This is a genomic window from Leptospiraceae bacterium (genome assembly GCA_016708435.1).
Lineage (GTDB): Bacteria > Spirochaetota > Leptospiria > Leptospirales > Leptospiraceae > UBA2033.
In genome coordinates, this window is record JADJFV010000010.1 from 1 (window position 1) to 19,381 (window position 19,381).

25 protein-coding genes are annotated in these 19,381 nt (G+C 38.3%); 7 read left to right on the top strand and 18 right to left on the bottom strand.

What is annotated here, in order from left to right:
- On the bottom strand, nt 1–938 hold a 938-nt coding region (gene serA / locus IPH52_14895; protein MBK7056305.1), incomplete at its 3' end, for a phosphoglycerate dehydrogenase.
- A gap of 89 nt (nt 939–1,027) precedes the next feature.
- On the opposite strand from serA, the gene IPH52_14900 reads away from it, so the two are divergent.
- From IPH52_14900 to IPH52_14910, 3 genes are all read left to right on the top strand, one after another.
- Nucleotides 1,028–1,570: a hypothetical protein gene (locus IPH52_14900; GenBank protein ID MBK7056306.1), complete on the top strand. Its 543-nt coding sequence runs from the start codon at nt 1,028–1,030 to the stop codon at nt 1,568–1,570.
- Between the two features lie 155 nt (nt 1,571–1,725).
- The gene (locus IPH52_14905) at nt 1,726–2,106 is read left to right on the top strand and encodes a hypothetical protein (GenBank protein MBK7056307.1); all 381 of its coding nucleotides are present in this window, start codon (nt 1,726–1,728) and stop codon (nt 2,104–2,106) included.
- On the top strand, nt 2,103–2,393 hold the full coding sequence (locus tag IPH52_14910) for a hypothetical protein (GenBank protein MBK7056308.1): 291 nt from the start codon (nt 2,103–2,105) through the stop codon (nt 2,391–2,393). Before IPH52_14905 ends, IPH52_14910 begins: the two co-directional genes overlap by 4 nt.
- Here IPH52_14910 and IPH52_14915 read toward each other — a convergent pair.
- The 15 genes from IPH52_14915 to IPH52_14985 all read right to left on the bottom strand — a co-directional run bounded on the left by IPH52_14915 (nt 2,390) and on the right by IPH52_14985 (nt 15,832).
- Complete coding sequence (locus IPH52_14915) at nt 2,390–3,019, bottom strand: SDR family oxidoreductase (protein MBK7056309.1); 630 nt, start codon at nt 3,017–3,019, stop codon at nt 2,390–2,392. The genes IPH52_14910 and IPH52_14915 overlap by 4 nt on opposite strands.
- A 161-nt stretch (nt 3,020–3,180) precedes the next feature.
- Nucleotides 3,181–4,617 (bottom strand): NADH-quinone oxidoreductase subunit N, encoded by a 1,437-nt coding sequence (locus IPH52_14920; GenBank protein MBK7056310.1) that lies wholly within the window; start codon nt 4,615–4,617, stop codon nt 3,181–3,183.
- The gene (locus IPH52_14925; GenBank protein MBK7056311.1) at nt 4,617–6,326 is read right to left on the bottom strand and encodes an NADH-quinone oxidoreductase subunit M; all 1,710 of its coding nucleotides are present in this window, start codon (nt 6,324–6,326) and stop codon (nt 4,617–4,619) included. The genes IPH52_14920 and IPH52_14925 overlap by 1 nt, the downstream gene beginning before the upstream one ends.
- Nucleotides 6,327–6,328: 2 nt before the next feature.
- On the bottom strand, nt 6,329–8,275 hold the full coding sequence (gene nuoL, locus IPH52_14930) for an NADH-quinone oxidoreductase subunit L (protein MBK7056312.1): 1,947 nt from the start codon (nt 8,273–8,275) through the stop codon (nt 6,329–6,331).
- 4 nt (nt 8,276–8,279) lie between these two features.
- On the bottom strand, nt 8,280–8,600 hold the full coding sequence (gene nuoK / locus IPH52_14935) for an NADH-quinone oxidoreductase subunit NuoK (GenBank protein MBK7056313.1): 321 nt from the start codon (nt 8,598–8,600) through the stop codon (nt 8,280–8,282).
- Between the two features lie 9 nt (nt 8,601–8,609).
- Entirely contained in the window at nt 8,610–9,194 is a 585-nt protein-coding gene (locus IPH52_14940; protein MBK7056314.1) for an NADH-quinone oxidoreductase subunit J, read from the bottom strand.
- A 2-nt stretch (nt 9,195–9,196) separates the two neighbouring features.
- Nucleotides 9,197–10,267, bottom strand: a complete 1,071-nt coding sequence (nuoH, locus tag IPH52_14945; GenBank protein ID MBK7056315.1) for an NADH-quinone oxidoreductase subunit NuoH — start codon at nt 10,265–10,267, stop codon at nt 9,197–9,199.
- A 3-nt stretch (nt 10,268–10,270) separates the two neighbouring features.
- Nucleotides 10,271–11,533: an NADH-quinone oxidoreductase subunit NuoF gene (nuoF, locus tag IPH52_14950; protein MBK7056316.1), complete on the bottom strand. Its 1,263-nt coding sequence runs from the start codon at nt 11,531–11,533 to the stop codon at nt 10,271–10,273.
- A 3-nt stretch (nt 11,534–11,536) separates the two neighbouring features.
- The gene (nuoE, locus tag IPH52_14955) at nt 11,537–12,016 is read right to left on the bottom strand and encodes an NADH-quinone oxidoreductase subunit NuoE (protein ID MBK7056317.1); all 480 of its coding nucleotides are present in this window, start codon (nt 12,014–12,016) and stop codon (nt 11,537–11,539) included.
- 1 nt (nt 12,017) lies between these two features.
- Complete coding sequence (locus IPH52_14960; protein MBK7056318.1) at nt 12,018–13,232, bottom strand: NADH-quinone oxidoreductase subunit D; 1,215 nt, start codon at nt 13,230–13,232, stop codon at nt 12,018–12,020.
- A gap of 8 nt (nt 13,233–13,240) precedes the next feature.
- Nucleotides 13,241–13,759 carry an NADH-quinone oxidoreductase subunit C gene (locus tag IPH52_14965; GenBank protein MBK7056319.1) on the bottom strand — a complete coding sequence of 173 codons (519 nt, stop codon included), beginning with the start codon at nt 13,757–13,759 and terminating at the stop codon, nt 13,241–13,243.
- Complete coding sequence (locus IPH52_14970) at nt 13,756–14,316, bottom strand: NADH-quinone oxidoreductase subunit B (GenBank protein ID MBK7056320.1); 561 nt, start codon at nt 14,314–14,316, stop codon at nt 13,756–13,758. Before IPH52_14970 ends, IPH52_14965 begins: the two co-directional genes overlap by 4 nt.
- Nucleotides 14,307–14,684: an NADH-quinone oxidoreductase subunit A gene (locus IPH52_14975; protein MBK7056321.1), complete on the bottom strand. Its 378-nt coding sequence runs from the start codon at nt 14,682–14,684 to the stop codon at nt 14,307–14,309. Before IPH52_14975 ends, IPH52_14970 begins: the two co-directional genes overlap by 10 nt.
- 568 nt (nt 14,685–15,252) lie before the next feature.
- The gene (locus tag IPH52_14980) at nt 15,253–15,441 is read right to left on the bottom strand and encodes a DUF2892 domain-containing protein (protein MBK7056322.1); all 189 of its coding nucleotides are present in this window, start codon (nt 15,439–15,441) and stop codon (nt 15,253–15,255) included.
- 22 nt (nt 15,442–15,463) lie between these two features.
- Nucleotides 15,464–15,832 carry a rhodanese-like domain-containing protein gene (locus IPH52_14985; protein MBK7056323.1) on the bottom strand — a complete coding sequence of 123 codons (369 nt, stop codon included), beginning with the start codon at nt 15,830–15,832 and terminating at the stop codon, nt 15,464–15,466.
- 108 nt (nt 15,833–15,940) lie between these two features.
- On the opposite strand from IPH52_14985, the gene IPH52_14990 reads away from it, so the two are divergent.
- Nucleotides 15,941–16,204 carry a metal-sensitive transcriptional regulator gene (locus IPH52_14990; protein MBK7056324.1) on the top strand — a complete coding sequence of 88 codons (264 nt, stop codon included), beginning with the start codon at nt 15,941–15,943 and terminating at the stop codon, nt 16,202–16,204.
- Between the two features lie 141 nt (nt 16,205–16,345).
- Here IPH52_14990 and lipB read toward each other — a convergent pair whose 3' ends face one another.
- Nucleotides 16,346–16,990 (bottom strand): lipoyl(octanoyl) transferase LipB, encoded by a 645-nt coding sequence (gene lipB / locus IPH52_14995; protein MBK7056325.1) that lies wholly within the window; start codon nt 16,988–16,990, stop codon nt 16,346–16,348.
- A 14-nt stretch (nt 16,991–17,004) separates the two neighbouring features.
- Here lipB and IPH52_15000 point away from each other — a divergent pair, with 14 nt between their 5' ends.
- The 3 genes from IPH52_15000 to IPH52_15010 all read left to right on the top strand — a co-directional run bounded on the left by IPH52_15000 (nt 17,005) and on the right by IPH52_15010 (nt 18,862).
- Nucleotides 17,005–17,535, top strand: coding sequence for a DUF4065 domain-containing protein (locus tag IPH52_15000; protein MBK7056326.1), 531 nt, complete (start codon nt 17,005–17,007; stop codon nt 17,533–17,535).
- Entirely contained in the window at nt 17,535–17,891 is a 357-nt protein-coding gene (locus tag IPH52_15005; protein ID MBK7056327.1) for an aspartate 1-decarboxylase, read from the top strand. Before IPH52_15000 ends, IPH52_15005 begins: the two co-directional genes overlap by 1 nt.
- Nucleotides 17,892–17,992: 101 nt before the next feature.
- Nucleotides 17,993–18,862, top strand: coding sequence for a hypothetical protein (locus IPH52_15010; GenBank protein MBK7056328.1), 870 nt, complete (start codon nt 17,993–17,995; stop codon nt 18,860–18,862).
- A 74-nt stretch (nt 18,863–18,936) separates the two neighbouring features.
- On the opposite strand, the gene IPH52_15015 is transcribed toward IPH52_15010, so the two are convergent.
- Complete coding sequence (locus IPH52_15015; GenBank protein MBK7056329.1) at nt 18,937–19,251, bottom strand: hypothetical protein; 315 nt, start codon at nt 19,249–19,251, stop codon at nt 18,937–18,939.
- Between the last annotated feature and the right edge of the window lie 130 nt (nt 19,252–19,381).

Consider the following 19,381-nt stretch of genomic DNA (forward strand, 5'->3'; position numbering starts at 1 on the left):
ACGTAACGGAGTAACTTATTTGCGACTTCTAGTCCAATGTTTCTTTGCGCTTCTTCTGTGCTTCCTCCAATATGGGGAGTGAGGATTACATTTGTTAGATTTTGAAGTGGACTGGTAAAAGGGTCTTTATTGGACTTAGGCTCTTCCGGAAAAACATCAATACCCGCTCCTGCGAGATGTCCTGACTTAAGGGCTGCGGCTAATGCGTCTATGTCCACCACTCTACCGCGAGACAGATTTAGAACATAGGATCCTTTTTTCATTGCTGCAATTTCTTTTGCTCCTAATAGATCCATTGTTTCTGGACTTTCTGGAACATGAAAACTTACAAAGTCAGCATTCTTTAGAACTTCTTCGTAAGAGTCAGCAGGCTGTGCATTTCCTAATGGAAGCTTTGTTTGGATATCATAGAAAATAACTTTCATTCCGAAGGATTCAGCAAGAATAGAAACCTGTGAGCCAATATGCCCGTAACCGATAAGACCTAATGTTTTACCACGCACTTCAAAACAACCGGTAGCAATTTTATTCCATTTGCCATTATGCGCATCTCTTGATTGATCTCCTGTCTTACGTGCAAGGAAAATAATCTCTGCGATCACTAGCTCTGCAACACTTCGGGTATTGCTATATGGCGCATTAAATACTGGTACGCCTTTTTTTTCTGCTTCGGAAAGATCTACTTGGTTTGTTCCAATGCAGAAGCAGCCAAGTGTTAATAGTTTGTGTGCGTTCTCAAAGACTTTTTCAGTTACGTTTGTCTTGCTGCGAATTCCCAATACATGAACGTCTTTAATCGCCTCACATAAATCCTCTTCCGTGTATGCATCTTTCATCAGTTTAACGGAAAAGCCATCATTCTTGAAAAGATTGAATGCATTTTCATGAATGTTTTCGAGTAAGAGAATGTTTATTTTATCTTTTGGAAATGAAATCATAATTACTAATTTTATAAAAAGACTATTCTTGTAATTGATTTTTTCGTAACGTTATTTAATTTAAAATAAAATTAGGAGTTTGTTTTAAAATGAGAAAAGTTCTTTTTTCCCAAATATTTTTTTTAAGTTTTTTGTTTTTTGTTATAAACTGCAATAGTTTGCAAGTCATACCCGAACCAAATCTAGAACAGGTAACTGTTAAATCAGAAACCATTTGCCCAGAGTTTACATGGTATTGGCCTTTTTGCACAAGAGGTAAAGCAAAAAGTTTAATGGTAAAAGGCGTTTACAATAACCTCACTGGAGATAAAAAATATTATCTAGACTACCATCTCGATATGTTAGATACCGATTTACCAGTTGGTCTTTCCGTCAATATTGATGGAACCTATTATAACCTCAAGAAGGTTTCAACAGATTACACTGACATTGTGAAATTAGAATCAGAGATAAGTTCAGAAGTAATTTCCAAAGTAAATTCTGCGAAAAACAATTTTATGCTAAGCTATTCCAATCGTAAGGATACTCACAATTTTACGCTAAGTTCAGGTGATACAAAAGAATTTGCAAAGCAATTAAATGAAGTCATCAAAAGAGTCGTGGCACAAGAAAAATTAAAGATTGTGAATTAAAGGGAAAATTAAAAGAGATTACGACCGACTTACACTGGGCTTAGTCGAATGTGTGAAAACATTCTATTGGTATCCTTAGAAAGCAACATTGAGTTTGATCAAATAAAAAAGTGTTTATTCTTCTAAGTGAGTCGGTTGTTACCTAACAAATAAAAATGAAAAAATATCAAATCATAAATCTATTCATCGTCATCCTTTTCTATTGTCAGTCATTCCCGGGCAAACGCGCATTAAACTTAATTTATATGAATCCCAAGAATTGTGGATTCGTTCAATTCTATAGAGATGGTAGCCTTAGATACTTTCTAGGAGATAAGTCCCAAGAAAAATGTGCGGATAATAAAACTATGCCAGCGCCACAAATAGGCGAAATCGGAAAGTATTCTTTCAAAGAAAAAACCGGTTTAACTCCCAAGCTACTTCTTACTTCTAAAGACCAAGACTCCTTTGAAATTAGATTTGAGGAAAATATGAAGACACTCTTCATAAAAAGAAAAAATGCTTTAGACGAAGAACTCTTTGAGAGAATGAAATGATGTATAGAATCTCGGATGATATAGTTAATTTTCTAGAAAATAATTTTTTAGAAATGGAACCAATTCTAGATCGAATAGAAAGGTTGATTGATTTCTTAGAGGAAAATGAAGTCAAAGAATCATTCGACAGAATCATTCGGTCTGTATTGTTTCTTTCTGCGGCTAATGAAAATTTGTTCCTACAATATCTAGAACTGGCAAGGCTTGATTATAGAGATTTAATTTATCTCGCTGAATACGAAGGCGAAAAGCAAGTTCGTGATTTCTCAGAGCCTTTTGTAAACTAGTAAGCGATGCCTACTCTCTTCTGAAATATAGCTTCTGTGCGAATGTTCTGCAAAAAGAAATCAGCAACGTCCTCTACTGCTATTCTTCTTCCATCAACGGGCAAATAATCTATAGCCGTTCTGTAGTTGCCTGTTCGTTTATCTTCAGGCATTTCAGGAGCACAAACAAGCGTCCAATTTAATTTTGTTTTTTGCAAAGCCTCATATACTTTCCAATTCTCTGCAGAGACAAGCTTAAATATCTCAGGATAATTAGGACGATTTCTTCTAAGCCCATACTCCGAGTCATCTAAGATTCCTGCACCGGCTACAATAAGTATCCGCTTGATACTAGCCTTTTCCATTCCAGAAACAATATTGTTCATCCCAACGGATAACACAGAGTAGTCGGGTTTTGTAGATCGCCCACTTAAAGCAGAGAATACTAAGTCCTTTCCAGCAATTGCATTTTCTACTTGTTCTGGATTGAATACATCTCCGGAAATTATTTCTAGATTCGAATCTGTTAGTTTTATTTTACTTCTATCTCGAACAAAAGCGGTTACTTTGTATTTGTCGGAAAGGGCATATTCGATAAGCCTTGTTCCTACACGACCACTAGCACCGAAGATAATAAGTTTATTCATAATGGGTTTTTAACCACGAAGAGCGCGAAGTTCACGAAGTTATTTAGTTTTTTCCTTCATTTATTCTTCGTGCTCTCTGTGTCCTTCGTGGTAGAAAAAAAAGTGTAAAGTAACCCTTTGCATGGTCATAGGTAATGAGACTAAGCAAAGGGTGGTTTGTCTTATAAACTATTTGGTTGAAATACAATCCAACTGAACAATACGAACAAAAGAGAAATTACAGTTGCAAAGGAAAGTCCAAAGCTTGGCTCTAGTGCTTCCGTTGCTGCTTCTCCCTTATCTTCTGTCATGAAGGCAGATACAGTTACTCGTAAGTAATAGTAAATCGCAATCGCTGAATTGATTACACCAATAATCAGTAAGAAGCGATTTAGAACTTGATCTGACTCTGCAATTTTTTGGAATAAGAATAGCTTTGTCCAGAATCCGCCTAATGGTGGTATACCGCCAAGCGAAAAGAAGATAGCAAGTAATCCTACTGCGGTTAATGGCTTTTTGCCTGCAAGGTATTTAATGGAATTGTAGGTTATGATATACTTTCCATTTTCCAGATAAGCAATCATAGCAAACGCAGCAATGTTCATGAAGGAATACATGATTAAATAATAAATCACTTCCATCTTAGCACCGCAAACAATCCCTGCGACTACGTAGCCCGCATGGGAAATAGAAGAATACGCCAAAACTCTTTTGAGATTGTCTTGTTGTAATGCAAACACGTTCCCCAAAGTCATAGAAAGAGCAGCAATTCCACCAATTAAATACATCCAAACACTTGGAGTCTCTCCGACTGGAATGTATTGAAAGATAATAAGCATTAACCCCATTGCTGCGGCTTTAGGACCTGATGCCATAAATCCAGTAATAGTAGTAAGAGCACCTTCATACACATCAGGAGTCCAAGAATGAAACGGAGCCAGAGCTACTTTGAAGCAAACACCTACAAGAAATAGTCCAAGTCCAACCTTAGTATACATTGGAATCTCGCCGCCCTGTGTGAGAGGTCTAAGTGCAACGCCCAATTGAGTAGATCCACTTCCTCCAAATAAAAAAGCAATCCCCATAAGCATAAACCCAGAAGTAAATGCACCGAGCAGGAAATACTTAAGAGTAGCCTCTAAGCTTCCCATTTCATTGTGTGCCATTCCGATTAATACATAAAGGCTAATCGAAAGTAGCTCTAATCCAACAAAGATAACAATTAGATCAGTGCCACTAGTCATAAAGAACATTCCCGAAACAGCAAATAGCATTAGCGGATAGAATTCAGGAAATGTAATTCCATGTTGGTTTAGTGTGCGGGGAGAAGCAATTACAGTCAAGAACGCTGTTACCATGTAGATGACATTTAGCCACATAGAGATTTCGTTTATTCCAATTTGGTTGTTAAAGAAAAGTCCTTTTCCCGGAGTTGTATTGTAGTTATAAATCACAGCATACAAAGCCGCCAAGAGGCTAATCCCTGTTAGGTAACGAATCACTCTATGATCGTTAGAATGAAAAATAAATTGAGTTAACAAAAAGAACAACCCAACGCTACAAAGTATGAGCGCAGGTAAAATAGAAAGTAGATCGTTTGTATTAGGAGTAAATACCATTACTTCTTCTCCTCTGTTACAGGTGTTTTTGGTTCTGGAGTAGGCTCTGGAGGCAATGGATTCACATTCACAGGAGCCGGTCCAAGTTTAGGATTTACGTTTAGGAGAGCATACTGAGTAGTATACCCAGCGAGTCTTTCTTCGAATGACTTCGGAGCTTTTCCTAAAGAGTTATAATCCTCTGTTAATACAAGTTTCTTGCCTTGCTCTAGATTGGTTCTTTCTCCAATCGCTTGCACGGATGCAGAGTTTAAATATACTCTAGCACTTGGCTCTAAGTATTTCATAAATGTTTGTGGGTAAACACCAAACCAGAATATCAAGATGACCATCGGGACTAAGACGAAAATTTCTCTTGCGTTTAAGTCAGATAGTAATTCGTTTTCTTTGTTTGTGATTTCTCCGAAGAGGAAACGCTTTGTAAACCACAACAAGTAACATGCAGCCCAGACAACTCCGCTTCCTGCTATAACACCAAGAACAACGTTTACTTTGAGTGTTCCAAGTAGCACTAAGAACTCACCCACAAATCCGTTCATTCCAGGAAGACCAACAGAAGATAACATAGCAATCATAAAGAAAGTTGCAAACAGTGGAACAATCTTCGCAATCCCACCGTAATCCGCTATCATACGAGTATGAGTTCTTTCGTAAATCATACCAATCATTAAGAAGAGCATTCCAGTTGACACCCCGTGGTTAATCATTTGGATCATTCCACCGAGAACTCCTTCTTCCGTAAATGTCATTAGACCGAGTAAACAAAATCCCAAGTGGGATACGGAAGAGTATGCGATGAGTTTTTTTCCGTCTTTTTGCACCATTGCAACGAGTGCGCCATATACAATTCCAATCACGCAGAAAATCATGATTAGCCCCTGATACTCAAGGGATACGATTGGAAAAAACGGAATACAAAAACGAATAAACCCGTAAGTTCCCATCTTTAAGAGAACACCGGCAAGTATTACAGAGCCAGCAGTGGGAGCTTCTGTATGCGCATCTGGTAACCAGGTATGAACCGGAAATACCGGAATCTTAATTGCAAAACTAATTGCGAAAGCAAAGAATAAAAATCCCTGTAGTGCAGGTGAGAAATTTGCAAACGACTTTGTAGAAAGGGATTCGATTGTGATATCACCTGTCTTAAAGTAGATAATCAAAATTGCCGCAAGCATTAAAACTGAGCCTGCCATCGTGTAGATGAAGAACTTGATTGCCGCATACAGTCTATTTTCCCCACCCCAAATACCGATGAGAAGTGCCATTGGTATTAACATCAATTCCCAGAAAACGTAGAATAATACTAAGTTAGCCGAAGCAAATACTCCAAGCACTCCAATCTCTAAAAATAAAAGTGCTATGTAGAATTCTTTGAGTCGTTTGTGAATGTATGTCCAAGAAGCAACACTGGAAATAAAAAACAAAAAGGAAGTTAATACAAATAATAGTAAAGCAACTCCATCGAGTCCAAAGTGGTAGTCTATTACCAATTTGCCGGAACTCATCCAATTTGGAATTCTATGCACAAATTGAAGCGCTGAACTATTTGTATTAAAATACCACATTAAAGGAGCACTTAAAACAAATGTAATTAAAGTAATGATGGCACTCGTCCATTTGATATGCTCTTCTTCTTTTAAGAAGGAAAGAATGGCAATTCCGAGGAGTGGTGAAAAGATAACCAAGGATAAAATTGATTCTGGCATGGTTAAAATCCTCCGTAAAGTAATACAACTAAAATGGCAATGGTTCCAATAACTATCGAGAGCGCATAATCACCTACTATCCCCGTTTGAATCTTACGGAAGATTTCAGAAATATGCATAAAGAATTTTCCAACTCCCACGACTAGTCCATCAATCAGAGCCTTGTCTACAGTTGCAGACAACCAATCTGACATTCTAAGAAGCGGCTTAATAATAGTAGCCTCATAGATTTCGTCTACATAATACTTATTGTAAACAACTTTTGTGAATCCTTTAAATCCCTCGTCAGAAGGAGGAACAGATTGTTTAATCTGGAATACAAAGTAGGAAAGAATAATCCCTGTTAGCGCCACGCAAATGGAAACAACAAGTAGAATTAACTCAGTCGATTCAGACATATGATGAGGCTCAGCAGTTATCTTCCAAGCAACTTCTACAATTTCTTTTCCGGGTGCAAAGATTGGTTTGAAGTAGTCAGTTAAGAAATGAGTTCCTCCAAAGAACAGGTGAGGCATTTGAATAAGCCCAGCACCCGCTGCACCAATCGCAAGAATCACAAGAGGAAGAGTAATCGTCCAAGGTGATTCATGTAAATGCTCTTTGACATGATGATCGATTCTTTCTTTTCCGTAGAAAGTTAAGAATACTAAACGGAACATATAGAATGCTGTGCAAAAAGCACCTGCAAGTCCAATCGCCCAAATTACATGTCCAATTCCGTGATGACCAAATGCTTTTTCTAATATTAAATCTTTTGAGAAAAATCCACTAAACGGAGGAATACCGCTAATCGCTAAAGTTCCAATCATGAAGGTAATCCATGTTATCTTCATATAGCCTTTTAGATTTCCCATATTTCTCATGTCTTGTTCGTGGTGCATTGCGTGAATCACAGAACCAGAACCAAGGAACATGAGCGCTTTGAAAAATGCGTGAGTCATTAAATGAAACATTCCTGCTTCATAAGCCCCAACGCCCATCGCAAGAAACATATATCCGAGTTGCGATACAGTCGAGTAAGCGAGAACTTTTTTAATATCAGTTTGAAATAAACCAATCGTAGCCGCAAAGAATGCAGTCACTGCACCGGTAATTGCAATGTAATTACTCGTAATCTCCGCTGCTAAGAAGATTGGATTCAAGCGGGCAATCATGAATACCCCCGCAGTCACCATCGTTGCCGCGTGAATGAGTGCAGATACAGGAGTCGGACCTGCCATCGCATCTGGAAGCCAAACATACAATGGAATTTGAGCTGACTTTCCAATTGCTCCAATGAAGAAAGCAAGTGCTACATAGTTAATGATTTCTTTAAATGGAATCGCAGCAGGCATTGCAGCCATGATGTCTACATATTTTACAGAGCCTAAATACCAATAGGTCAGAATAATTCCAACAGCAAATCCAACGTCTCCTATACGGTTAGTGATGAATGCTTTCATCCCAGCATTAGCGGCTGACGTTTTGTGATAGTCAAATCCTATGAGTAGGTAAGAGCAAAGACCCACACCTTCCCAACCTAGAAACATCAAAACAAGATTATCCGCTAGAACTAGATTTAACATCGAGAAGATGAATAAGTTCAGATAAGCAAAGAAGCGATTGAATCCACCATCGCCATGCATATAACCCGCGCTGTAAATATGAATCAAAGATCCAATCCCAGTTATGATAAGAGTCATATACAAAGAAAGTTGGTCTACTTGATAAGCGAAGTCTACTTGAAAAGCGCCAGCATGTATCCACGGAAGTAAAGTGAATAAATGAGGAGCGTTATTCGACATAGGGTGATAAGCTGTGAGAGAACCAAGTGTGATGAAAAACGGAATTAAGACCGCACTTGTTCCGATAATCGCCGCAGCCGTATTTGGCATTTTGCGATAATGAATCCCATTGACTAAAAATCCAATGAGAGGTAATAAAACTACAAGAGGAAAGTATTCTAACATAGTGCTACCATTTTAATAGATTGATTTCATCGACATTGGAAGTTTTCTTTTGTCTGTGTATTGCAATTACGATAGCAAGACCAATGCCTGCTTCTGCCGCCGCGATTGCCATAACGAAGAATACGATTACTTCCCCATTTACAATTGATAGAACTTTAGAAAACGCAATGAACACTAAGTTCACAGAATTTAACATCAGCTCTACCGCCATAAAAATAATTACTGCATTGCGTCTTGTAAGAACACCGAGCACCCCGATGGAAAATAAAATTCCTGCAAGAGAAAGATAATAATTAAGTGGAATTCCAGAAATATATGTTTGCAAAGTCTCCCCCTAGCCCTTCTTTACCACGTCTTTTTTGGCTATGATGACAGCCCCAATGACAGCTACTAAAAGCAAAATAGAAATGATTTCAAATGGAAGCAGATAGTCGATGAATGTAGATGCTCCGACTGCTGCCGTGTTTCCAGTAACGGTTACTTTTGATTCTGCGCTATCGCTTAGCTTGTATTCGTAATTCGGTGAAGTGATATTTGTAATCACTGTCGGATCAGAATCCTTTGTAGCTTTGAGAGAAACTAAAAGTAAAAACGAATACGAAATCACGATTAAAACAATGATTGTCTTCTTTACGGGATTACTCCAAATTTCTTTGTGTGTTTCTTCTCTTAAATTTAAAAGCATAAGAACGAATACTACTAACACCATAATCGCTCCCGCATAAACTAACACTTGCATGGTCGCAATAAAGACAGCGTTCATCAATGCGTAAATTCCTGCGAGAGAAAAGAAAGTAAGAACTAAGAATACAGCCGAAGCGACTGGGTTCCTATTTAATACTACTAAAAGTGCAGAGCCAACTGTCACTGCGGACAGGATCATAAATAAAATTGGTTGGATTTCAGTTAGGTTTAACATAATTAATTAAAAATCCCCTTCCAGTATTTTCCCCAATATACAACATAGGTTGAGGCTAATACGATATTAAACAGACACCAAGGGATAAGCTTTTTCCATCCAAGCACCATGAGTTGGTCATACCTAAATCTAGGCAATGTCCACCTCACCCACATGAATAAGAATGCGAAGAATAATACTTTTCCGACAAAGAACAAAAGACCGACTAATGGTTGTAATTCACTGCCATTTAAAATTCCAAATGGAACATTGTATCCACCGAAGAATAAAAGACTGACTACACAACTCATAGTAATCATGTTCATATACTCTGCGATAAAAAAGAGTGCAAATTTGAAAGCTCCATACTCAGTATGAAATCCCACAACAAGCTCAGACTCAGCTTCTGCTAAGTCAAACGGCAAACGGTTTGTTTCAGCAAACATGGCAACGGAGAAAATAAAGAAAGCAATCATTCCGGGTAAGGTAAAAATAAACCAAAGACCTTTTTGCGCGTCGTTAATATCTGTGAGTCGTAGTGACCCTGAAAGTAAAATCACAATCACAACCGAAAGACCAAGTGGTAACTCATAAGAAATCATTTGCGCTGTAGAGCGAATTCCACCCATAAGTGAGTATTTGTTATTGCTACTCCAACCTGCGAGGATAATGCCATACACAGAAAGCGAGGAAATCGCAAACATAAAAAGAATTCCAGTATTTGGATTAGCGATTTGCAAATCAATAGAAGGAAAACCAAATGCACTCGCTAAGAAAGGAGGAAGTGGAATTGTCCCCCCAAAAGGAATAATCGACCAAGCCATAATAGCACACACGATCGAGATGGCAGGTGCAATTAAATACATTACCTTGTTGACATTGACCGGAAAAACTTCTTCTTTGGTTAAGAATTTAATTCCATCGGCGACAGGTTGAAGCAGACCAAAAGGACCCGCTCTATTAGGACCCCTTCTGTCTTGAATATAACCTGCAACCACCCTTTCGGCTAATGTGTAATAGGCACATCCGGTGATGATGATAAAAAACAAAAATACGCTTTTAAGCGCCCAAACTAATACTAACATCCAATCCATAATTTATGCCGCATGTTCCTTTTGTAATCTGGCTTCGAAATCCGCTCTGAATTTTTGAATGGTAGGACGAACAGCACCAACGCAAGCATCTGCAAGCGGGCAAATCGTTGTTCCCCCCTCCATATTCACACTTAAAGATAAAATCAACTCTAAGTCTTTTTCAGTTCCATGACCTTCTCTTATTTTATGAAGTAAGTCTGCTACCCAATGAGTCCCTTCCCGACAAGGTGTGCACTGTCCACAAGACTCATGCGCATAAAACTCCGCCAAACGGTAAGTAGACTCAACTATATCGGTATCATCTGCGAGTACAATCACAGCACCACTACCAAGCATAGTCTTATGGTCTGCCATAGACTCAAAGTCCATGTTCGCAGTTTCGCATTCTTTAGCTGTGAGAATAGGAACAGAAGAACCACCGGGGATAATCGCCTTTAGCTTCTTACCATCTGCCATTCCACCGCATAGATCATTGATTAATGACATGAGAGGAGTTCCGAGTTCTATTTCATAAACGCCTGGCTTTTTAACAGGACCACTTACGCTGAACATTCTTGTTCCTGCTGACTTAGGTGTTCCCATTTTTGCATACCAAGCTGCCCCATTATTGATAATATGAGGAACAGCACTGAAGGTCTCCACATTATTTACGACAGTAGGACAACCATAAAGTCCTGCAACGGCAGGAAAAGGAGGCTTGAGTCTTGGATGCCCTCTTCTGCCTTCGAGTGAATTGATGAGTGCTGTCTCTTCTCCACAAATATAAGCGCCTGCTCCTGCATATAAACCTAGTTCAAAATCAAATCCTGAACCAAGGATATTTTTTCCAAGAAGTCCAGCGGCATACGCTTCATCTACCGCAGCTTGCACTCTATCGTAGGATAAATGATATTCACCTCTGATATAAATATAACCTTGGTGAGAGTCGATTGCACGAGCCGCGATAATCATACCTTCAATCATCTGGTGGGCAAATTCTTCTAGTAATACTCTATCTTTAAAAGTTCCGGGCTCCCCTTCGTCTGCATTGCATAGCAGATACTTAGGCTTATCCGTCTTTGGAATAAAAGACCATTTCATTCCAGTTGGAAATCCCGCTCCTCCACGACCACGAAGACCAGAATTTTTTACTTCTGTAACGATATCTTCTGGTTTCATACCGAGAGCTTTTTTAATGGCAGTGTAACCACCAACTGATTTATAATGAGCAAGTTTGTGGATGTCTTTCTCACCCTGGTGTTTAGTTAAAAGCTTTAATTCTGCCATTCTTTACTCCAGAGATTTTAAAATTTCGTCTATTTTTTCGGGCGTGAGGTGTTCATGATAATCATCATTGATCTGCGCCATGGGTCCGTAACCACATGCACCAAGACACTGCACTTCATCTACTGTGAATTTTTTATCAGCAGTTGTCTCACCTTTGTTAATGCCTAGCTTTTTACAGAAATGTTCTGTTACTTTGTCAGAGCCCATTACAAAACAAGAAATGTTTGCACAAACTTGCACATGGTATTTACCGACAGGCTTCTTATTGTAAAGAGTGTAAAAAGTAGCAACCCCGTATACATGAGAGACTGCGATCGGATTACCAATCTTAGCCGCAATGTATTCCATCCCCTCGGTATCTACATAGCCTCTATCTCTTTGTAATAGATAAAGGGCTGGCAAGATTACCGATCTTTTATCGGGAAACATAGTTAATAGTTTTTGAAAACGTTTTTCGGACGCTTCTGAAAATTGATAAGCCATACTAACAGTCTAACTCCCCTGCAATAACATTTAAAGAACTCATCGTTGCGATTGAATCTGCAATCAGGGAGCCTTTTACCATATGAGAAAATGCCTGGTAATACCAAAAACAAGGACGACGAACATGCACTCTCCAAGGAGACTTTTCTCCTTCTGAAACTACATAGAATCCAAGTTCGCCATTACCCCCTTCGGTAGCCATATAATATTCACCAGCAGGAACTTTGATTCCATGCATAATGAGTTTAAAATGATAGATTAATTCTTCCATACTTGTATAAACTTTTTGTTTCTCAGGAAGAAATATATGAGGAAGATCAGCATGGTAAGATCCTTCGGGAATACCATCAATTAGCTGCTCAATGATTCGAATCGACTGACGCATCTCTTCCATACGAACCAGAGTTCTATGAAGCACAGATCCATCTTCGCCAATTGGAATATCAAAATCGACTTTGTCATAGAGCATATAAGGAGTATCCTTACGAACATCAAAGTCAACACCCGCAGCACGTAAATTAGGACCAGAGAATCCAAAGGCTAATGCGTCTTCTGCGCTGATACCACCTACTCCCGCTGTTCTATCGTTGAAGATTTTATTACGAATGAGAAGTGTGTTAAATTCGTCCATTGCAGGCTTAAGCCCGTTAATCACTTCTTTTACTTCTTTTACAAAATCAGGATAGATGTCGCGTTCCATTCCACCTACTCGGCAGAAAGTCGTTGTTAGTCGCGCACCGGTGAGTTTTTCTAGAATGCTATGGATATTTTCTCTGTGGTGAAATAGATGAAGCATTCCAGAGAAGGCTCCTAAATCCACACCTAAAATTCCATTGCAGATAATATGATCCATGATACGAGAAAGTTCTGATATGATCATACGAACATAGGTAACTCTTTCAGGAACTTCAATCTGTAGCATTTTTTCGACAGTCAATATCCAACCGATATTATTAAGCGGTGTAGAAATATAGTTCATTCTATCCGTGCAAACTAGGAATTGATTGTAATCATAACGCTCGCCTAGTTTTTCAAAACAACGATGCACGTAGCCGATGATTGCATCTGCTTCTACAATTCTTTCTCCGTCGATTTGAATTACATTTTGTAGAATACCGTGTGTAGCAGGGTGTGAAGGTCCGAGGTTAACAAGGAGATGCCCCTCAGGAAGATTGTCAAATTTTCCTTTGAACTTCTGAGCTGTTTTATCATACATTGCCATGATTATTTCTCCTTATCTTCTTGGTGAATATGTAACAAGTCGGCAATCAGATAATCTTGTCCGAAGCCTTCTAGCGGATAATCCTTTCTTAATGGATGCCCCTGGAAATTATCAGGAAGTAAAATGCGCTCCATTTGAGGGTGTCCCGTAAATTCGATACCAAACATGTCAAAGACTTCTCTTTCAGGCCAGTTCGCTCCTCTGAAAATCGGAACAATAGTCGGAATGGTTTCCCCTTCTTCCAAAGGAACTTTTAACATGATTCGAAAATGTTTATTTGGAACAGAACGAAGCAAATAGCAAACTTCGAAGCGAGGTGTCTTTTTCCCGAGCCAATCAATTGCAGTTAAGTCATTCAAAAAATTGAATTGTAATTCTTTGTCTTCCTTGAGGGCTTTGATGACAGGGAAAATCCCTTCCGACTTGATAAAGAAGGTTGGTATATTGCTATTAACTGTTTCCTCTTTGAAAACGAAGGAAGACAGTTTGGATTTTATAAAGGATTCTACTTTTTCTTTCATCTTACTATAATTGGTTTGTTTTTCTCGTTGATCTCATCGATCTTTCTCATGACTTCTTGGCGTCTTGCTTCAAGTCCCTGGGTTTTAACTTTTTGTTGGAGTTTGATCAGAGCATCCATGATAGCTTCTGGTCTAGGAGGACATCCAGGAACATAAATGTCCACAGGTAGAAATCTGTCTACACCTTGGACAACTCCATACGTATCAAACATTCCACCAGAAGAAGCACAAGCTCCGACACTAACGACATACTTAGGCTCACAAAGTTGATCGTAAATTTCACGAAGAACGGGAGCCATTTTATAAGTAATCGTGCCAAGAACTAGAATCATATCAGATTGACGGGGAGAAAAGGAAGGACGCTCAGCACCGAAACGAGCGATATCATTGTCAGAGCAGGCTGTGCTCATAAACTCAATACCACAACAGGCGGTAGCAAATGGATAAGGCCAGAGTGAATAGCTCTTGCCCCAATTGACTACTGCATCTAAAGTTGAAACCTGCGCCATATCGCCGAGCATCTGCCCGGGTTTACTTAGAGTTTCGTTTAATCCCATTCTAAAGCTCCTTTTTTCCAGATATAGTATAAACCAACGACTAGAATGAATACAAATAAAAGCATCTCAATCAAAATGAAACCACCCAATCCAGCTTCAGTAAATTTACCTAAATTTACAGCCCAGGGATAGAGGAAAACAGCTTCAATATCGAATAAAATGAATAGAACCGCGACAAGGTAAAATTTTACATTGAATACACCGCGAGCATCACCATAATAGGGAACGCCACATTCGAATGTATCATGAGGTTTACTGCGCTTTTTGGGATTGAGAAGAAATGCGAGAGATAGGATTAATGTTGCGAAACCTACCCCAAATATGAGTTGAATGATGATTGGTCCAAAACCTTCAGGTGCACTGCCCACTTACAAACCTCCGTTTATCTGAATCTTTTTTGGCAAAAGGCTTTATGTCAATAAAATTAATCAAAATGAGTAAAAAAGAATAGTGAGAGATTTATTACAAATACATCGGCAAGGGCTTGCTCCCATACCGAGAGTATTGCACCCCGACGTAGTCTTCTGAAGCCATCAGGCGTGAAGGCATTATGGAACAACCCTAGGGAGTGACATTGAGTTAAGTCTGCTAGGTTTGTGCCTTCAGCACAAAGGGCGGGGGCTATTGTTCTAAAGCTCCAACGGAGCGAAATATCTGCCAGCATAGTCTGCAAGGACTATGCTGGTAACGGTAAAAAATTTAAAAGTAAACTTCGTTAGATTGTCCGTCTGCTTGATAAAGGTAGCAATTGTTATTTTACATGACCGTAAGCTTACTCTAATATAAAAGCCACCTTCGAGCCGAATTCGGCTTCTATGTGGCTTTTAGGTGGCTTCTATGTCAGTTCTAGATATATAAAAGCCACAAAGAGTGATACCCACTGCTCTGTGGCTCAATGCCATTGTGGCAAACGCTGCTTACCCAAAAAGGATTGGGTTACTGTTTTTTCTCTTCAGTAGAGAGTTTGAAAGGAACATAAAGTGGGCAAAATCTAAATATTGCAGTGCCAATTGGGATAATAGCTATTAACCCAAGCCAGGACGAAAAATAGAGACCTGCTCCAGCGATCACAAGTCCAATAACCCCTCTAATGATTCTATCAGTGTTTCCCATATTACATTTCATAGTTTTATTCTCCTTAAACCTATTATTTTACTTCGGGCATATCAGAAAGCCCGCCACCGTTTACGATGTTTTTAAATCCATTTGCTTCTAGAATACTTTTTGCTTTGGAAGACCTTCCGCCTGATCTACAGTATACAACGATTTTGCGGTCTTTGTCTCCAAACTCTTTAAGTCTTGATTCGACTTGGTCTACAGGAATGTTCTTTGCATTCGCATAGTGACCGGATGCATACTCTTCCCCAGTTCTAACATCTACGATCAAAGCCCCTTCTTTAATATGGCTAATAACTTCCTTTTTATCCACAGCTCCAATTCCTCCATTGAATAATCTCAAGGCAAGAAAAACACCAAGGACTCCCATTGCCAAGTAAATTAAATTTGTAATATTCATCTTCATATATACCATAGGGGGTATTATATAATATTTTGCAAGCGTTATTTTTTTATTTGACCAATATACGGTAGTGGGTATACTATGAAAAAAATAAAGTAGGTATATATGAACAAGCAAAGAACTGATTTAATTTCTAGACTAAGTAGAATCCAAGGACAACTTGAAAGCATCAAGAAAGGACTTGAATCTGATGTAGAAATGGAATGCATTAAGACAATGCACTTAATTAAAGCCGCAAATAATGCCTTAAAGAAATTCGGAGAAGCCTATGTTTCGAATCATATGGATGAATGCATGAGTGGAAAAAATCCAAAAAGAAATATCGAAAAAGATTTAAAATCAGTCATCGAAGCCGCATTTACTTTATAACTCACATTACGCAAAAGAGTAAAACTATGGAACAATTTATGAAATTAAAAATATTAGATAATCCTAATGGACTAATAAAATCAATAGCCCGCCTTATGTTGCGACCCTTAGGGAGCAACATTGAGTGGGCACGCTGGTCACTCACCTTGCGTAAGGTGAGTTTATAAGATTAAAGCCCTGTTTAAATACTTCTATAAATTCTTCCTCCTTCTCGCGGCTAACGTTTAGACCGAGAGATTGGAGAGAAACCATATTAGCCGCATCTTGTCCGCAGGGGTTAATCATGCGAAACGCACTTAGATCGTTACGAAGATTGAGTGCGACTCCATAACTTGTGAAATACGATTTAAAATAAACTCCCATAGAAACTAACTTTTTCTTTGGATTAGAAAATAAATAAAGTCCCGGTTTTTCTTTGTCGGCAATTACTTTTAGCCCCCAAACTGTTTCAATGGACTCCACTAAACAATCAGTTAGAGCCCGCAAATAGTCGCCGATTGTAATTTCTCTTTTCTTCAGATCAATATGTGGGTAGATGACTAGTTGCCCGATTTCATGAGCGGTAATATCACCGCCCCGATCTACCTTGCAAAACTCAACACTCTTCTCAAGTAAATATTCTTCTGTTACGAGCAGATTTTGAATATTATAGTTGCTACCAGCCGTTATCGTAGATGTATGCTCTAAAAAGATTATGATTTCTTTTCTTCTACTTCGCAAAGCAGATTGTAATTTCAAATATCTAATATAGGGAACGGAGCCAATTTTTTTAGTAAATTTCATTATCTGTTATATCTTCTATGGAAAAACTTCTTAGTTCAATCTATTACATCATTCAGAATTATCCGGCAAAATTGGATAGGAAAAATTTATCCAAACTACTCTACTATGCAGACGGTGTTTTTTTTCAAAGACATGTGGATATGATTACCAAGGAAAAATACATTCGCCTCGAAGATGGTCCCGAATTAATTAACCTGAATTTAGCAATTGTTCATCTAATCGGAAATGGAATCCTTACCGTCGAGCCGGATATTACAGCCATATCGGAACGAATTGATAAATTCTATTTACGAACCATCTCCCAAATGAATTCAAATCTCGAAAAGGAAGAAATCAGAATTCTGAATAAAGTATTGAAAGCATTTAAGGATGGAGTGAAACAGGAAGATAAGCAATACCCAAACCTTTATGAAAACTATGTAATTACTCCGATATATGGAGAAATTGTTTTCTCAGAGAAAACAATTAACACAAAAATTCACATTTTCAAGAAAAAAAGTCTTTTAACCTTGTCTGGAAAAATATTTAGGGTATTATTCGAATCATAATGCTAATCACAATTTTAAAAAGCAAAATCCATCGTGCAACAATCACCGATGCCAATCTAAACTATATCGGAAGCCTAACCGTTGATTTAGACCTAATGGATGCGGCAAAAATGATAGAATACCAACAAGTCGCAGTCGTAAATATCAACAATGGCGCTAGACTTGAAACCTATCTAATTAAAGGCAAGCGCGGTTCTGGTGAAATTTGTTTAAATGGAGCAGCCGCTAGACTCGGTGAGCCGGGTGACAAGATTATCATTATGACCTATGCAATGGCAGATGAGAAAGAAATCCCAAGCGACTATGACCCTATCGTTGTCCATGTGGATAGTAAAAACCACATTACTAATCCGTAAAAACTTTCTCTTTTTGATTCCAATATTTGCCTTTACATCTAATTATATTATAAAAAAAATACGATAATGATTAATATTACACCAACGGATGACTCAAATCTATGAATAAACTATTTAAGTACCTTTTTTTATCTCTAACCATTGCATTGACTCTTACTTTAATTGCTCAGGAGCCTGCTAAGAACACTGCTCCACCAGCTAAAGATGGAGCAAAAGCGGATGCTAAAAAAGATGATCTAGCGCTCCTAAAAGAGTATACTCCAATTCCTCAATTGGATCCTTCTTTTACAGTTAGTGGAACTTCCTATCTGCGCAGAGCAGCACACAATGGAAAGGGAGATGTTCTAGATGTGCAAATCAATATCGCAAATAATGAAGCTTCTTTAAGAGATTACTCTATTTACGTTTTCGCATACAATGAAACCAAAATTCCTATTGTGAATCCTCTCGCTCCACCACCAGCTTGGAGAGACAATGATCCAAACAAACTAAACACCACAGTTGATTTTTCTGTTTTATGCCCGGAAAAAATCACTCCAGAAGATGTTTGGGGAAAAGAAGGACTCAAAGCAAAGCAAGATAAATCAGAGAAAGAAAAACTCAAAGGATTCACTTATGTAGTTGGTGAGCCAAGTCTCAACGAATACATGCTTTATCTTACAAAGAAACCAGAGAAAGCTTTAAAGTTCAAACTTTACTACGAAGATGTTCCTAAAGACAAAGTAACGGAATCCAACTTCAAAAACGACGAAGCTGAATTGAAACGTGACATGAACAATAAAGCAGTAGATTCTCATACTTATACAATTTTTAATTCCAAGTATAAAACTACTATCACGACTCACCACTACTCTCAACACAGAGCAAACTTCTTCTTCTTTAACAGAGTTGCCGTTTTAATCTTTGATTCTAAGAATGCACTTGTTTACAGAAGCATCGAAGACATTGGTAAAAAAAGAGAACATAGATAAAATTTTAATTCTTTAAGTCTAATAACGATTTACCAGTCCCCGGTATTGCGAAAGCGGTATCGGGGTTTTTAGTTTCAATATAAAAGCAGAAATAAACCACAGAGAACGCTGAGAGCACAGAGAAAAAAAATTGCAGAAATCCATGATCTCTTATTCTCTTCTCGAAGGAGATAGACTAATTCGTGTATATCAATGACTGAATCATCTGCATAATCCTTTTCAAACATTATTCCATTATCTCCTGAATAAGTCTGAGTATGGTTATGCTTATTATCCCAAACTTCGAAAGGTATTCCATTCGGAAATGCTTTACAAGCAAAGGACTTATTACTCGGTAATGTGCTTCGATCTAAGTGTTTGCAAGATGTGCACTGCGGAAATTTCATCATAAATTATTCTTTCTAACTAGATTAGTTTTAAAATAGTCATCTTGTAAATCTTGTTAATCCTGTCAAAAACTCTTCGAGACAAGATGGACAAGATTAAGGTTTTATGTTCCTTCTCCTTTCTTCGTGTTCT

What these genes read in the sequence shown, in the direction of transcription:
- IPH52_14900 (MBK7056306.1), top strand. Translation starts at nt 1,028, where the DNA reads ATGAGAAAAGTTCTTTTTTCCCAAATATTTTTTTTAAGTTTTTTGTTT.
- IPH52_14905 (MBK7056307.1), top strand. Translation starts at nt 1,726, where the DNA reads ATGAAAAAATATCAAATCATAAATCTATTCATCGTCATCCTTTTCTAT.
- IPH52_14910 (MBK7056308.1), top strand. Translation starts at nt 2,103, where the DNA reads ATGATGTATAGAATCTCGGATGATATAGTTAATTTTCTAGAAAATAAT.
- IPH52_14915 (MBK7056309.1), bottom strand. Translation starts at nt 3,019, where the DNA reads ATGAATAAACTTATTATCTTCGGTGCTAGTGGTCGTGTAGGAACAAGG.
- IPH52_14920 (MBK7056310.1), bottom strand. Translation starts at nt 4,617, where the DNA reads ATGGTATTTACTCCTAATACAAACGATCTACTTTCTATTTTACCTGCG.
- IPH52_14925 (MBK7056311.1), bottom strand. Translation starts at nt 6,326, where the DNA reads ATGCCAGAATCAATTTTATCCTTGGTTATCTTTTCACCACTCCTCGGA.
- nuoL (MBK7056312.1), bottom strand. Translation starts at nt 8,275, where the DNA reads ATGTTAGAATACTTTCCTCTTGTAGTTTTATTACCTCTCATTGGATTT.
- IPH52_14940 (MBK7056314.1), bottom strand. Translation starts at nt 9,194, where the DNA reads ATGTTAAACCTAACTGAAATCCAACCAATTTTATTTATGATCCTGTCC.
- nuoH (MBK7056315.1), bottom strand. Translation starts at nt 10,267, where the DNA reads ATGGATTGGATGTTAGTATTAGTTTGGGCGCTTAAAAGCGTATTTTTG.
- nuoF (MBK7056316.1), bottom strand. Translation starts at nt 11,533, where the DNA reads ATGGCAGAATTAAAGCTTTTAACTAAACACCAGGGTGAGAAAGACATC.
- nuoE (MBK7056317.1), bottom strand. Translation starts at nt 12,016, where the DNA reads ATGGCTTATCAATTTTCAGAAGCGTCCGAAAAACGTTTTCAAAAACTA.
- IPH52_14960 (MBK7056318.1), bottom strand. Translation starts at nt 13,232, where the DNA reads ATGTATGATAAAACAGCTCAGAAGTTCAAAGGAAAATTTGACAATCTT.
- IPH52_14965 (MBK7056319.1), bottom strand. Translation starts at nt 13,759, where the DNA reads ATGAAAGAAAAAGTAGAATCCTTTATAAAATCCAAACTGTCTTCCTTC.
- IPH52_14970 (MBK7056320.1), bottom strand. Translation starts at nt 14,316, where the DNA reads ATGGGATTAAACGAAACTCTAAGTAAACCCGGGCAGATGCTCGGCGAT.
- IPH52_14980 (MBK7056322.1), bottom strand. Translation starts at nt 15,441, where the DNA reads ATGAAATGTAATATGGGAAACACTGATAGAATCATTAGAGGGGTTATT.
- IPH52_14985 (MBK7056323.1), bottom strand. Translation starts at nt 15,832, where the DNA reads ATGAATATTACAAATTTAATTTACTTGGCAATGGGAGTCCTTGGTGTT.
- IPH52_14990 (MBK7056324.1), top strand. Translation starts at nt 15,941, where the DNA reads ATGAACAAGCAAAGAACTGATTTAATTTCTAGACTAAGTAGAATCCAA.
- IPH52_15000 (MBK7056326.1), top strand. Translation starts at nt 17,005, where the DNA reads ATGGAAAAACTTCTTAGTTCAATCTATTACATCATTCAGAATTATCCG.
- IPH52_15005 (MBK7056327.1), top strand. Translation starts at nt 17,535, where the DNA reads ATGCTAATCACAATTTTAAAAAGCAAAATCCATCGTGCAACAATCACC.
- IPH52_15010 (MBK7056328.1), top strand. Translation starts at nt 17,993, where the DNA reads ATGAATAAACTATTTAAGTACCTTTTTTTATCTCTAACCATTGCATTG.
- IPH52_15015 (MBK7056329.1), bottom strand. Translation starts at nt 19,251, where the DNA reads ATGATGAAATTTCCGCAGTGCACATCTTGCAAACACTTAGATCGAAGC.